The sequence below is a fragment of the Micromonospora krabiensis genome, from assembly GCF_900091425.1.
Taxonomy (GTDB): Bacteria; Actinomycetota; Actinomycetes; order Mycobacteriales; family Micromonosporaceae; genus Micromonospora; species Micromonospora krabiensis.
Window position 1 is genome coordinate 3804698 of the sequence record NZ_LT598496.1, and the last position, 12933, is coordinate 3817630.

General features: G+C 73.4%; 13 protein-coding genes, 1 tRNA gene and 1 pseudogene. 8 read left to right on the forward strand and 7 right to left on the reverse strand.

The window, feature by feature from the left end; translation table 11 throughout:
* Positions 1–2: 2 nt before the first annotated feature.
* Entirely contained in the window at positions 3–1145 is a 1143-nt protein-coding gene (locus GA0070620_RS17355) for a cystathionine gamma-synthase (RefSeq protein ID WP_091592214.1), read from the reverse strand.
* Positions 1146–1258: 113 nt separating this feature from the next.
* On the opposite strand from GA0070620_RS17355, the gene GA0070620_RS17360 reads away from it, so the two are divergent.
* From GA0070620_RS17360 to GA0070620_RS17380, 5 genes are all read left to right on the forward strand, one after another.
* A complete protein-coding gene (locus GA0070620_RS17360; protein WP_091592216.1) occupies positions 1259–1669 on the forward strand; it encodes an HIT family protein in 411 nt (136 codons plus the stop codon).
* A gap of 88 nt (positions 1670–1757) precedes the next feature.
* Positions 1758–2420 (forward strand): peptide-methionine (S)-S-oxide reductase MsrA, encoded by a 663-nt coding sequence (gene msrA, locus GA0070620_RS17365; protein ID WP_091592218.1) that lies wholly within the window; start codon positions 1758–1760, stop codon positions 2418–2420.
* Positions 2421–2811: 391 nt separating this feature from the next.
* On the forward strand, positions 2812–3741 hold the full coding sequence (locus GA0070620_RS17370) for a ribonuclease Z (RefSeq protein WP_091592220.1): 930 nt from the start codon (positions 2812–2814) through the stop codon (positions 3739–3741).
* Positions 3738–4247, forward strand: a complete 510-nt coding sequence (locus GA0070620_RS17375; RefSeq protein ID WP_091592222.1) for a GNAT family N-acetyltransferase — start codon at positions 3738–3740, stop codon at positions 4245–4247. Before GA0070620_RS17370 ends, GA0070620_RS17375 begins: the two co-directional genes overlap by 4 nt.
* Before the next feature lie 59 nt (positions 4248–4306).
* A complete protein-coding gene (locus GA0070620_RS17380; protein WP_091592224.1) occupies positions 4307–5263 on the forward strand; it encodes a S1C family serine protease in 957 nt (318 codons plus the stop codon).
* A 102-nt stretch (positions 5264–5365) separates the two neighbouring features.
* On the opposite strand, the gene GA0070620_RS17385 is transcribed toward GA0070620_RS17380, so the two are convergent.
* Positions 5366–6736, reverse strand: coding sequence for a cystathionine beta-synthase (locus GA0070620_RS17385; protein ID WP_091592225.1), 1371 nt, complete (start codon positions 6734–6736; stop codon positions 5366–5368).
* Between the two features lie 80 nt (positions 6737–6816).
* The gene (locus tag GA0070620_RS17390) at positions 6817–7173 is read right to left on the reverse strand and encodes a YkvA family protein (protein WP_091592228.1); all 357 of its coding nucleotides are present in this window, start codon (positions 7171–7173) and stop codon (positions 6817–6819) included.
* Between the two features lie 158 nt (positions 7174–7331).
* Here GA0070620_RS17390 and GA0070620_RS17395 point away from each other — a divergent pair.
* The 3 genes and pseudogenes from GA0070620_RS17395 to GA0070620_RS17405 form a co-directional block, all read left to right on the forward strand.
* Positions 7332–8392, forward strand: a pseudogene (locus GA0070620_RS17395) (SGNH/GDSL hydrolase family protein); the annotation flags it as partial.
* Entirely contained in the window at positions 8381–9184 is an 804-nt protein-coding gene (locus GA0070620_RS17400) for an SGNH/GDSL hydrolase family protein (RefSeq protein ID WP_091592232.1), read from the forward strand. The pseudogene GA0070620_RS17395 and the gene GA0070620_RS17400, both read left to right, overlap by 12 nt.
* A gap of 99 nt (positions 9185–9283) precedes the next feature.
* Positions 9284–10546 (forward strand): acetyl-CoA C-acetyltransferase, encoded by a 1263-nt coding sequence (locus GA0070620_RS17405; RefSeq protein WP_091592233.1) that lies wholly within the window; start codon positions 9284–9286, stop codon positions 10544–10546.
* 10 nt (positions 10547–10556) lie between these two features.
* Here GA0070620_RS17405 and GA0070620_RS17410 read toward each other — a convergent pair whose 3' ends face one another.
* The 4 genes from GA0070620_RS17410 to GA0070620_RS17425 all read right to left on the reverse strand — a co-directional run bounded on the left by GA0070620_RS17410 (position 10557) and on the right by GA0070620_RS17425 (position 12879).
* Positions 10557–10877 (reverse strand): hypothetical protein, encoded by a 321-nt coding sequence (locus tag GA0070620_RS17410; protein ID WP_091592235.1) that lies wholly within the window; start codon positions 10875–10877, stop codon positions 10557–10559.
* A gap of 97 nt (positions 10878–10974) precedes the next feature.
* Positions 10975–11733, reverse strand: coding sequence for a Bax inhibitor-1/YccA family protein (locus GA0070620_RS17415; RefSeq protein ID WP_091598899.1), 759 nt, complete (start codon positions 11731–11733; stop codon positions 10975–10977).
* 138 nt (positions 11734–11871) lie between these two features.
* On the reverse strand, positions 11872–12687 hold the full coding sequence (locus GA0070620_RS17420; RefSeq protein WP_091592237.1) for a Bax inhibitor-1/YccA family protein: 816 nt from the start codon (positions 12685–12687) through the stop codon (positions 11872–11874).
* A gap of 111 nt (positions 12688–12798) precedes the next feature.
* A tRNA-Leu gene (locus tag GA0070620_RS17425) sits at positions 12799–12879 on the reverse strand.
* Positions 12880–12933 lie beyond the last annotated feature (54 nt).

Below are 12933 nucleotides of genomic sequence, written 5' to 3' on the forward strand. Positions count from 1 at the left end.
GGTCAGCCCAGCGCCTGCTCCAGATCGGCGAGCAGGTCGTCGACCGTCTCGATGCCGACAGACAGTCGCACGAGATCGCCGGGTACTTCAAGCGGCGAGCCGGCAGCACTTGCGTGTGTCATGCGCCCCGGGTGCTCGATGAGGGATTCGACGCCACCGAGCGACTCGGCGAGTACGAAGAGCTTCGCCCGGTTGCAGATCTCGACGGCGTGCTCCTCGCCACCGGCGGCCCGGAACGAGATCATCCCGCCGAAGCGGCGCATCTGCTTGGCCGCCACCTCGTGCCCCGGGTGCGTGGGCAGGCCCGGGTAGATCACCTCGGCGACCTTCGCGTGCCCGTCCAGGTACGCGGCCAGCCGCTCGGCGTTGTCGCAGTGCCGGTCCATGCGTACGCCGAGGGTCTTGACGCCGCGCAGGGTGAGCCAGGCGTCGAACGGCCCGTTGATCGCGCCCATCGCGTTCTGGTGGTAGCGCAACTCCTCGCCGAGCCCGGCGTCCGCGGCGACCAGCGCGCCACCGACCACGTCGGAGTGACCGCCGATGTACTTCGTCGTCGAGTGCACCACCACGTCGGCGCCGTGCGCGATCGGCTGCTGCAGGTACGGCGACGCGAAGGTGTTGTCGACCACGAGCAGGGCACCCGCGTCGTGCGCGACGGCGGCCAGCGCGGCGATGTCGGCGATGCCGAGCAGCGGGTTGGTCGGCGTCTCCACCCAGACGATCTTCGTGCGGCCGGGGACGATGGCGGCCCGGATCGCGGCCGGGTCGGAGACCTTGGCCGGGGTGAAGTCGAGGCCCCACCGCTCCACCACGCGGGCGAACAGGCGGTAGGTGCCGCCGTAGGCGTCGTCGGGGATCACCACGTGGTCGCCGGGCTTGCAGACCGTCCGCAGCAGCGTGTCCTCGGCGGCGAGGCCGCTGGCGAAGGCCAGACCGACCGGCCCGCCCTCCAGCGCGGCCAGGCACTCCTGGAGCGCGTCGCGGGTCGGATTGCCGGATCGGCTGTACTCGTAGCCGAGCCGCGGGGCCCCGACGGCGTCCTGCGCGTACGTGCTGGTCTGGTAGATAGGTGTGATCACCGCGCCGGTGCGGGCCTCGGGGTCCTGACCGGCGTGGATGGCGAGCGTCTCGAAGCCGTGGTTCATTCCCGAGACGTTAGTCCGCCACCCCGCCCCGATGCGGGGAACCCGGAGGGCGGGTCACGCCGGCGACAGGACCGGCCACGCGGCCGTGGTCGGGCCGCCACTACCCTGGGCGGATGGCCGGGTGTGTGTTCTGCGGGATCGTCGCGGGTGAGGTGCCCGCGTTCCGAGTCGCGGACGAGCCGGACGGGGTGGCGTTCCTGGACACCCGGCCGGTCTTCAAGGGCCACGTCCTGGTCGTGCCGCGTACCCATCTGGTGACCCTCGCCGACCTGCCGACGGGCTCGCTCGCCGGGTACTTCGGGCTGGTGCGGCGGCTCGCGGTGGCCGTGGAATCCGGTCTGGGGGCTGGTGGGACGTTCGTGGCGATGAACAACAAGGTGTCCCAGTCCGTCCCGCACCTGCACACCCATGTCGTGCCCCGGACGAAGGGCGACGGCCTGCGCGGCTTCTTCTGGCCCCGCACCCGCTACGCCGACGACGCCGAGGCGGCGGGGTACGCGACCCGGGTGGCGGAAGCGCTCTGACGCGGCCCGCCTGGGTGGGCGTGGGGCGGGTAAGGATGGGTGACCCGGCGGTGTTGCACAGCCTGGAAGCCACGAGAGGAGTCCCACCGTGTTCCTTCGCCGCATGAAGGCCGAGATGATCGCTCCCGACCAGGCCCTGCCGGGCCGCCTGATCGCGATGCCGGTCGCCGACCGCCACGAGGTGCTGGGCACCCCCCTGAAGGGCCCGTTTCCGGAGGGCAGCCAGGTCGCCGTCTTCGGCATGGGCTGTTTCTGGGGCGCTGAGCGGCTGTTCTGGACCCTCCCCGGGGTGATCACCACCTCCGCCGGTTACGCGGGCGGCTACACGCCGAACCCGACGTACGAGGAGGTCTGCTCGGGGAGGACCGGGCACGCCGAGGCCGTCCAGGTGGTCTACGACCCCACCAAGATCACGTACGAGGACCTGCTGAAGGTCTTCTGGGAGAACCACGACCCGACCCAGGGCATGCGCCAGGGCAACGACGTGGGCACCCAGTACCGGTCGGCGATCTACGCCACGACCGACGAGCAGCTGGCCACCGCGACCGCCTCCCGCGACGCGTTCGCGCCGATCGTGGCCCGCGCCGGCAAGGGCGAGATCACCACGGAGATCGACCGGCTCGGCAGCTACTACCTTGCCGAGGACTACCACCAGCAGTATCTGGCGCCCACGAAGAACCCCAACGGCTACTGCAACCACGGCCCGAACGGGCTGAGCTGCCCGGTGGGCGTGGCCCGCACCGCCGGCTGAGCCGCCCGGCGGGACGGCTGAGCCCGCCCGCACCACCGTCCGTCGCCCGCGGCCCGCGCCGCGGGCGACGCGCATTCCCGTCCGCGATGTGATCGAAATCCGTTGCCGGGCCGCGCGGCGACTCGATAGCGTGGCGGTACACGGGAAAGGAGGTGGTCCAGACTTGTATAGCAATCGGACTCGTGAGGTGGCTGTCCGCTAGCCGCTGTCCTCGACAGTGATTCACGTCCGCCGCGAGGCGGGCACAGGCACCATCGTCGAGACCGTGTGGCAGCGGTGCGGCGAAACCACGACAGCCACCCGACCCCCGGGGTGCCGGCCAAAGTCCAGCCGGCCCGCGCGCGAGCGCGGACACCCCGGGGGTCGCTTCATATGCAGCGGAGGAGCCGTCGTGTCGATGCGCGAGCTGGTGGTGCTCGGGACGGCCAGCCAGGCGCCGACCCGGCAGCGCAACCACAACGGGTACGTGCTGCGCTGGGACGACGAGGTGATCCTCTTCGACCCGGGTGAGGGCAGCCAACGGCAGCTGCTGCACACCACCGTGACGGCGACCGACCTGACCCGGATCTGCGTCACCCACTTCCACGGCGACCACTGCCTCGGCCTGCCGGGCACCATCCAGCGGCTCTCGCTGGACCGCGTGCCGCACCCGGTGACGGTGCACTTTCCCGCCGGCGGCGCCGAGTACTTCGCCCGGCTGCGGCACGCGACCAGCTTCCACGAGACCGCCGAGCTGCGCGTCGAGCCGATCGAGGCGGACGGGCAGCGGATCGCGCTGGGCTGCGGCACGCTGGAGGCCCGCCGGCTGCGGCACCCCATCGAGACGTACGGCTACCGGCTGGTCGAGCCGGACGGCTGCCGGATGCTGCCGGAGCGGCTGGCCGCGTACGGCATCGCCGGCCCGGCCGTCGGGGAGCTGATCCACGCCGGCCACCTGGACGTCGACGGGCGCCGGGTGACCCGCGACGAGGTGAGCGTCCCGCGGCCGGGGCAGCGGTTCGCCTTCGTGATGGACACCGGCCTCTGCGACGCGGTGTACGCCCTGGCCGAGCACGCCGACCTGCTCGTCATCGAGTCGACCTTCCTGGAGTCCGAGGCGGCGCTCGCCGCCGAGGTCGGCCACCTCACCGCCGCGCAGGCCGCGCGGGTGGCGAGCGAGTCGGGCGTACGCCGGCTCGTGCTCACCCACTTCTCCCAGCGGTACGCCGATCCGCGCCGGTTCCACGACGAGGCCCGCGCGCACTTCGACGGGGAGCTGGTGATCGCCGAGGACCTCACGACCGTCCAGGTGCCGCCCCGCCGGGTAGCCTCGCCGGGATGACCGTCTCACTGCGCCGGGCCACCGCCGACGACCTTCGGTCGATCGGGGCGCTGCACCAGCGCTCGCGCGTCGCCGCCTACTCGTCGTTCCTGGGGGCGGAGGCGCTGGCGAGCCCGACGCCGGAGGCGATGGGCGAGTACTGGGTCGACCGGTGGGGCTGGGAGCGGGACGACCACCTGATGACCGTCGCCGAACGCGACGCCCGGCTGGTCGGGTTCAGCTACGTCGGCCCGGACGACGAGGGTGACCCGTCGACCGGCCTGCTGCACGCCATCCACCTCGACCCGGCGGAGCAGGGGCGCGGCGTCGGCCGGGAGCTGATGGTCGACGCGCTGGCGACGATGCGGGAGCGGGGCTGGCAGCGGGCGGCCCTCTGGGTGCTCGCCGAGAACGACCACGCGCGGCGCTTCTACGAGCGGGGCGGCTGGTCGACGGCCGGGGTGCGGCGGGAGGACCGCATCGGGTCGGCGCTCACCGTCCAGCTGCGCTACACCCGACCGCTGTAGGGCGTTTCGCTCTGAGCGGATCCGGGCATGGCCGTCGATCCGGCGGCGTTGCTGGCTGCATGGACACCGAGCACACCGCGCCGCAGCGGGCCGAGGCCGCCGCGCTGGACGCGTACTCCCAGGTGGTCACGACCGTGGCGGCCCGGGTGCTGCCCAGCGTGGCCGCCCTGTCGGTGCGGACCGCGCGGGGGGCCGGCGCCGGTTCCGCGGTCACCGTGGGCACCGACGGCCTCCTCCTGACCAGCGCCCACGTCGTGCAGGGCGCGCGGGACGGCACGGCCACCTTCGCCGACGGCACGGAGACCCGGTTCCGGGTGGTGGGCGCCGACCCGCTGTCGGACCTCGCCGTGCTGCGGGTGGACGAGACCACCGTGCCGCCGGTCGAGCTGGGCGACGCCGACGCGCTACGGATCGGGCAGCTCGTCGTCGCCGTGGGCAACCCGATGGGGCTGGCCGGCTCGGTGACGGCCGGCGTGGTCTCCGGCCTGGGCCGCTCGCTGCCGGCCCGAGACGGCCGGGTGACGCGGCTCATCGAGGACGTCATCCAGACCGACGCGGCGCTGAACCCGGGCAACTCGGGCGGGGCGCTGGCCGACTCGACCGGCCGGGTGATCGGGGTGAACACCGCCGTGGCCGGGTACGGGCTGGGGCTGGCCGTGCCGATCAACGCCACCACCCGGCAGATCATCGCCGACCTCACCGCCGACGGGCGGGTCCGTCGGGCGTGGCTGGGTGTGGCCGGCGCCCCGGTGCCGCTGCCGCCGGAGGTGACCGCGCGGACCGGTCAGCGACGGGGGCTGCGCGTGGTCGAGGTCGTCCCGGGCAGCCCGGCCGGACTGGCCGGGATCTACCTCGGCGACGTGATCCTCTCCGCGGGCGGTCACCCGATCGGCGACGGTCAGGGCCTGCAACGGCTCATGCTCGGCTCGGCGATCGGCACCCGGCTGCCGGTGACCGTGCTGCGCAAGGGCGCCTTCGTCGACGTGGTGGCCGTGCCGACCGAGCTGACGCGCTGAGCCGCGGTGCCGCACCGGCCGCGGCACCGGCCGGCCCGGCCGGAACGGCGACGGGCCCCGACCGAACGCGGTCGCGTCCGCCGGGGCCCGGTCGTTCGTCGGTCAGTGGGCGCCGAGGTGGGCCAGCAGGTCCTGCCGGGTGAGCACACCCTTGGGCTTGCCGTCGACCAGCACCAGCGCGGCGTCGGACTTCTCCAACAGGCCGACCGCCTCGCTCACCGGCTGCCCGCCGCCGATCATCGGCAGCGGGGCACCCATGTGCCGCTCGATGGTGTCGTGCAGGTGCGCCTGACCGGTGAAGAGCGCGTCCAGCAGGTCCCGCTCCGCGATCGACCCGGCCACCTCGCCGGTGACCACCGGCGGCTCGGCCTTGAGCACGGGCAGCTGGGAGACGCCGTACTCGCGCATGTAGTCGATCGCGTCGCGGACCGTCTCCGTCGGGTGCACGTGCACCAGCTCGGGCAGCCCGCCCGGCTTGCTGGCCAGCGCGTCGGCCACCGTGGGCTCGGTGCCGGAGTTGTCGAGGAAGCCGTACCGGGCCATCCACTGGTCGTTGAAGATCTTGGAGAGGTAGCCCCGGCCGCCGTCCGGCAGCAGCACGACCACCACGTCGTCCGGCCCGGCCTTGCGGGCCACCTCCAGCGCGGCCACCACGGCCATGCCGCAGGAGCCGCCGACGAGCAGCCCCTCCTCGCGGGCCAGCCGCCGGGTCATCTCGAACGACGCCTTGTCGGAGACCTCCACGATCTCGTCGGCGATGCCCCGGTCGTACGTCTCCGGCCAGAAGTCCTCGCCGACGCCCTCGACCAGGTAGGGCCGCCCGGTGCCGCCGGAGTAGACCGAGCCCTCCGGGTCGGCGCCGATCACCCGCACCCGCCCGTCGGAGGCCTCCTTCAGGTAGCGGCCGATCCCGGAGATGGTGCCGCCGGTGCCCACGCCCGCCACGAAGTGGGTGATCTCACCCTCGGTCTGCTTCCACAGCTCCGGGCCGGTGGTCTCGTAGTGGGAGCGCGGGTTGGCCGGGTGGCTGTACTGGTTGGGCTTCCAGGCGCCGGAGATCTCCCGGGCCAGCCGGTCGGAGACGTTGTAGTAGGAGCGCGGGTCCTCCGGGGCGACCGCCGTGGGGCAGACCACCACCTCGGCCCCGTACGCCCGCAGCACGTCCTGCTTGTCCTGGCTGACCTTGTCCGGGCAGACGAACACGCACTTGTAGCCCTTGAGCTGGGCCACCAGGGCCAGCCCGACGCCGGTGTTGCCGCTGGTCGGCTCGACGATGGTGCCACCCGGCTTCAGGATGCCGGCCTTCTCGGCGTCCTCCACCATCCGCAGGGCGATCCGGTCCTTCACCGAACCACCGGGGTTCAGGTATTCCACCTTCGCCAGCACGGTGGCCTGGATGCCGGCCGTGACGTTGCGCAGCCGCACCAGGGGGGTGTTGCCGATCAGGTCGACGACGTTGTCGTAGTACTGCACCTCGTTGTGTCCTTCTCCTGGGCGCCGGCGACGGGCGGCCGGGCAGACGGTTCGGGGATTCCAGCCCAGGGTACGTGCCGTCAGGGCACCACACGCCCGGGGATGACGGAGTCTCGACGCGCCTCCCACTCCAGGTAGCGCTCCGTCTCGGCCAGCACGCTGCCGGCCAGCCAGGTGACCATGACCGCGTCGTCGGCCAGGCCGAAGATCGCCAACGGGATCTCCGGGAGCAGGTCGACCGGCGAGACGATGTACGCCGTCGCCGCGGTCATCAGCGCCAGCCGGAGGCCGCCGTCGTACTCGCCACGGGCGGTCGCCCGGATCATCCGGGGCAACGCCGCAAGTCGGGCGCCCAGCGACGGCCCGCCGCGCGCCCCGCTGGCCAGGGCCCGCGCCAGAGCCGCGAAGGCGGCACTCCGCTTCAAGGTCTTCCCCATGTCGCGCTCCTCTCCGGGGGACAGCGTGACGTCCCGGCGCAAGCCCCTCCGGGCGGTCGGGACCGTCGGAACAGTGGTACCCATCGGAGCCCCGCGCCAGGCAGTCTCAGCCGGTACGACGACAGCGGCGTGTCGGGCCGGCGCGATACCGTGGCGGTATGGGGGTGGCCGATTCCGTCGTACCGTTTGGTCCGCGTTGGCAGCGCGCCCGGCGGGTCGCCCGCCTGGCAGCGATCGGCGCGGGCGCCAGCGCGGCGGCCTACGTGGCGACCGCCGGTGTGCTGCTCGGCCAGGCCCGCCAGGCCCGCCGCACGATCCCCATGGCCGAGGCCCCGCCGCCCCGCTGCGACGGCGTCTACGGCGCGAAGTTCACCGGTGAGCCCCTCACCATGGTCGTGCTCGGCGACTCGTCGGCCGCCGGTTACGGGGTGCACCGCCGCCGGGAGACACCGGGCGCGCTGCTCGCCACGGGGCTGTCCCGCCGGACGCAGCGGCCGGTGCGCCTGCACCGCTTCGCCGTCGTCGGCGCGATCTCCGCGGTCCTCCGGCACCAGGTCGAGGCGGCGCTGGAGTGCCGGCCGGACATCGCGGTGATCCTCATCGGTGGCAACGACGTCACCAACCGCACCCCGCCGGCACTGGCCGTGCGCTACCTGGTCGACGCGGTCCGCGCGCTGCGCGCCGCCGGCTGCGAGGTCGTCGTCGGCACCTGCCCCGACCTCGGGGCGATCCGGCCAATCCAACCGCCGCTGCGGTGGCTGGCCCGGCGCTGGAGCCGGCAGCTCGCCGCCGCGCAGACGTTGGGCGTGGTCGAGGCCGGCGGCTGGACGGTGTCCCTCGGCGACCTGCTCGGTCCGCGGTTCGCGGCCGAGCCGACCCGCATGTTCGCCTGGGACCGGTTCCACCCCTCGGCCGAGGGCTACGCGGTCGCGGCCGCCGCGATGCTGCCCACGGTGCTGTCCGCGCTCGGCACCGGTCAGGAACGGCGGGCAGCGGCCGCACCGGGTCAGGGCGTACGGTCGCTGCCGGAGGCCGCGCAGGAGGCGGCCCGGCACGCCGGCACGGAGGTCAGCGGCGCCCAGGTCCGCGGTCGTGACCACGGCCCGGCCGGCCGGTGGGCGCAGTTGCGCCGGCGGGCGTTCTTCGGCGTCGGCAGCGTGCCGCAGTCCGGCACCGCGACCGACTCACCCACAGTGGAGGGACTGGCATGAGCGAGCAGGACATCGCCACGAGGCTCGCCGGCCGGCTCGGTCGGGCGGCGGCACTCTCGCTGATCGCCGGCACGGTCGGTGGTGCCGCGGTCCTCGCCGGTGAGGCGTTCGTCGCCCGGCACCGGCGCTACGCCCAGCCGGAGCTGGGTCTGGCCCTGCGGGCCACCGTCGGTCGGACGGGCGCGCCGCCGCTGCGGCTGGTCCTGCTCGGCGACTCGTCCGCCCTCGGCGTCGGGGTCGACCGCCTGGAGGACACGATCGGCGGTCAGCTGGCCGGCCTGCTCTCGGAGGGCCCCACCGGGCGGCTCGTGCACCTGTCCAGCGTCGGGGTGTCCGGCTCCCGCTCGACGGACCTCGCCACCCAGGTGGCCCGGGCCCTGCTGGGTGACCGCCCTGACGTCGCGCTGATCCTGATCGGCGCCAACGACGCCACCGGGATGCGCCGCGCGGCCGACGCGGCGGCCTACCTCGGCGCGGCCGTGCACCGGCTGCGCGAGGCGCGGGTCGAGGTCGTCGTGGGCACCTGCCCGGACCTGGGGGCCGTCCGCGCGATCGCCCCGCCGCTGCGCCAGCTCGTCGCGTGGTCGGGGCGGCGCGTCGCCCGCGCCCAGACGACCGCCGTCCTGGACGCCGGCGGTTCCGTGGTCGACCTGGGCACCGAGACCGGTCCGGTGTTCCGCGCCGACGCGGGCACCCTCTGCCATGACGGCTTCCATCCCTCCGCCGACGGCTACCGGGTGTGGGCCCACGCGCTGCTGCCCGCCGTCGCCGCCGCGGCGGCCGTCGCCTCCCGACACTGACCGTCGCCACGGCACGCGTCGGGCGGCTCGGCGTGGCGTGACATTTCCCGCCGGGCTCGCGGCTTCCGCGCCTTGTTACTGGCGGGTTAACGTGAGGTCATGTCGACCGAGTCGTCCCGCGACGCCGTCATCGTCGCCACCGCCCGCTCCCCCATCGGCCGGGCCCACAAGGGGTCCCTCCGCGACGTACGCCCCGACGATCTCGCCGCGACCATCGTCCAGGCCGCGCTGGACAAGGTGCCCCAGCTCGACCCGCGCGAGATCGACGACCTCTACCTCGGCTGCGGCCTGCCCGGCGGCGAGCAGGGGTTCAACATGGCCCGCGTGGTGGCCACGCTGATGGGCCTGGACGGCCTGCCCGGCGCGACCCTCACCCGCTACTGCGCCTCCTCGCTCCAGACCACCCGGATGGCGATGCACGCGATCCGGGCCGGCGAGGGTGACGTCTTCATCTCCGCCGGAGTCGAGACCGTGTCCCGCTACGCGCGGGGCAGCTCCGACGGCCTGCCGCCGGAGGCGCAGGCGCTCGTCGGTGGCGGTTGGGAGAACCCCCGGTTCGCCGCCGCCCGGGACCGCTCGAAGGCCCGCGCGCAGGGCGGTGCCGAGGTGTGGACCGACCCGCGCGAGGCCGGCGAGCTGCCCGACATCTACCTGGCGATGGGCCAGACCGCCGAGAACCTGGCCCAGGTCCACGACGTGAGCCGAGCCGACATGGACGAGTTCGGCGTACGCAGCCAGAACCTGGCCGAGAAGGCGATCGCGGACGGCTTCTGGGCGCGCGAGATCACCCCGGTCGCCACCCCGGACGGCACCGTGGTCAGCACCGACGACGGCCCGCGCGCCGGGGTCACCCTGGAGGGTGTCGCCGGGTTGAAGCCGGTGTTCCGGCCGGACGGTCGGATCACCGCCGGCAACTGCTGTCCGCTCAACGACGGTGCCGCCGCGGTCGTGGTGATGAGCGCCCAGCGCGCCCGCGACCTGGGCATCACGCCCCTGGCCCGGATCGTCTCCACCGGCGTCACCGCGCTCTCGCCGGAGATCATGGGTCTCGGCCCCGTGGAGGCGTCCCAGCAGGCGCTCCGGCGCGCCGGCATGACCATCGACGACGTCGACCTGGTCGAGATCAACGAGGCGTTCGCCGCGCAGGTCATCCCGTCGTACCGGCAGCTGGGGATCCCGCTGGAGAAGCTGAACGTGATGGGTGGGGCGATCGCCGTCGGTCACCCGTTCGGGATGACCGGTGCCCGCATCACCGGCACCCTGCTCAACGCCCTGGAGTGGCACGACAAGAGCGTCGGTCTGGAGACCATGTGCGTCGGCGGTGGCCAGGGAATGGCCATGGTGATCGAGCGGCTGAGCTGAGCCGGTCGGATCAGAGCGCGTCGCGGGTCGCCGCCACCTCGGCGGCGGCCCGGGCCAGCACCTCGGGCGGCGCGCCCGCCCCCGCCAGGTCCGCGGCGACCACCCGGAGCTGATCCGGCAGGGCCAGGTCGTTCGTCAACCGGGGCACCGTCCGTCGGGGTTCACCCTCGGCGTCGGCGGTCAGGTTGGCGATCTCCTGCACCAACCGGTGCACGAGGTCGCCGCGGGCCGCGTTGCCACCGGTGGCGACCGCCGCCCACCGTGGTTGCTCCCAGTGCCCGACCTGACGGACCAGCAGCTGCACGGCCCGGTCCAGTTCCGCTGCGCTCATCGCCGCCGAGTGTACGGCGACAGCCCGCCGCCGCCCCCGGCCGCCGGCCCGGGGCGGCGCGGCGTTCTCCTCACGCGGCGGCCCCGGGCCGGGGCGGTCAGCGGCGCAGGTAGCTGAGCAGCCGCAGCAGCTGCCAGTAGAGGAAGACCAGGCCGGTGAGGATCCCGAACGCGCAGAGCCAGGCGTACCGGCGGGGGCGGCCGGCCCGCACCGACCGCTCGACGAGGTCGAAGTCGAGGATGAAGCTGAACGCGCCCGCGATGATCGCCACCACCGCGACCACGTACGCGAGCCCGCCGACCTCACCGGTCAGGCTGTAGATCTCCAGACCCTGCCGACCGGTGACCAGGTAGACGACGAGGTTCACCACGCTGATGGCGACGATGCCGAGCAGGGTGCCGATGACCAACCGGGCCAGCCGGGGCGTCGCGCGGACCAGCCGGGCCCGGTAGAGCAGCGCCATGCCCAGGAAGACGCCGAACGTGCCGGCGACCGCCTGCGCCACGATGCCCGGGTAGACCAGCTCGAAGGCCCGACTGGCGACGCCCAGCAGCAACCCTTCGACGACCGCGTACACGATCATCGGCACCGGATTGGTGATCGCGCGCAGCGAGATGACCAGGACCAGTGCGATGGCGGCCAGGGCGCTGCCGGCGAGCGCGGCCGGCACCCAGGCCGCCTGTGGGACGAACAACCAGGACAGCAGCGCGGTGACGCCGGTGAGCAGCAACAGCCCGACCGTCCGGACCACCACGTCGTCGACGGTCATCTCGTCGGCGGCGCCGACGCCGAGCACCCGGCTCTCCAGCCGGGTCGTCTCGTCGAGCCGGTTCAGCACCGGATTGGCACTGCGCACCGCCACCCCCTCGCCGCCGGACCCCTCGCAGTCACTGTGCACCGACGGGTGGGGCGGCGTCGGGAAAACGCCGGGCCCGGACGCGGAAGCGCCCGCCCCCGCGCTGCGGGGACGGGCGCCGGTGGTCGGGCGCGACGGTCAGTCGTCGCCCTGGAAGTAGCTCAGCAGGCGCAGGATCTCGAAGTAGAGCCACACCAGGCTGACCAGGATGCCGAAGGCGGCCACCCAGGCGTAGCGCTGCGGCAGACCCATCCGGACGCCGTCCTCGATCTCCTTGAAGCTGAGCACGAAGCTCAGCGAGGCGACCACGATGCAGACCAGGCTGAAGCCGATGGCCAGCGGGCTGCCGTCACGCAGGCCCGTGTTGACGCCGAACAGGGCCAGCACGAAGTTGATCAACATCACCGCGAACAGGCCGACGATCGCCGCCGTCACGCCCTTGACGAACGCGGGGGTCGCCCGGATGGCCCGCACCTTGTAGAGCATGGCCATCAGGAAGAAGATGCCGAAGCTCGCGACCGCGGCCTGGAGCACGATGCCGTCGTAGCGCGACTCGAAGAACTTGCTGACGACGCCGACGAAGACACCCTCGACGACGGCGTAGGCGACGACGAGCGCCGGGTTGGCCATCCGCGAGAACGAGATGATCAGGCCGAGGACCAGCGTGACCATCGCGGCGCCGATCCAGGCGGCACCGAGCAGCGCGTCGGGGACCAGCACCCAGGCGGCGACGGCCATGACGCCGACGATGCCGAGCAGGGTGACGGTCTTGACCACCACGTCGTCGATGGACATGGGCGCCACGGTCGGCGGCGCGGCCGGGTAGCCGGCCTCGGTCGGGTACTGCTGGGGAATGCCGGGCGCGCCGTACGGCCCGGTCGGGGCGTACCCGGCGGAGCGCTCCCGCTCGGCCGCCTGGCCGAGCCGGGCGAGCACCGGGTTCGAGGTCTTCACTTTCTGGCCTCCCTCAGGGGGTCGTGTGCACGTGAACGCGCACACACAAGAGTAAACGGCCGGGGCCATCCATGGAGATCACCGAGTGGACGAGGAGGGAGAAAAGTGCGGTGCCCGGGGCGGGGGTCGAACCCGCACGCCTTGCGGCAGCCGCTTTTAAGGCGGCCGTGTCTGCCGTTCCACCACCCGGGCGGGGCGGCACCGGGGCGCGTCGACACGCCGCGGTGCAGTGTCACGGTAACCGGT

Excerpts from the sequence above, each read along its gene's own strand:
- GA0070620_RS17360 (WP_091592216.1), top strand. The coding sequence starts at position 1,259 with ATGGCCGGGTGTGTGTTCTGCGGGATCGTCGCGGGTGAGGTGCCCGCG.
- GA0070620_RS17390 (WP_091592228.1), bottom strand. The coding sequence starts at position 7,173 with ATGGGGAAGACCTTGAAGCGGAGTGCCGCCTTCGCGGCTCTGGCGCGG.
- GA0070620_RS17375 (WP_091592222.1), top strand. The coding sequence starts at position 3,738 with ATGACCGTCTCACTGCGCCGGGCCACCGCCGACGACCTTCGGTCGATC.
- GA0070620_RS17400 (WP_091592232.1), top strand. The coding sequence starts at position 8,381 with ATGAGCGAGCAGGACATCGCCACGAGGCTCGCCGGCCGGCTCGGTCGG.
- GA0070620_RS17410 (WP_091592235.1), bottom strand. The coding sequence starts at position 10,877 with ATGAGCGCAGCGGAACTGGACCGGGCCGTGCAGCTGCTGGTCCGTCAG.
- GA0070620_RS17380 (WP_091592224.1), top strand. The coding sequence starts at position 4,307 with ATGGACACCGAGCACACCGCGCCGCAGCGGGCCGAGGCCGCCGCGCTG.
- GA0070620_RS17355 (WP_091592214.1), bottom strand. The coding sequence starts at position 1,145 with ATGAACCACGGCTTCGAGACGCTCGCCATCCACGCCGGTCAGGACCCC.
- GA0070620_RS17405 (WP_091592233.1), top strand. The coding sequence starts at position 9,284 with ATGTCGACCGAGTCGTCCCGCGACGCCGTCATCGTCGCCACCGCCCGC.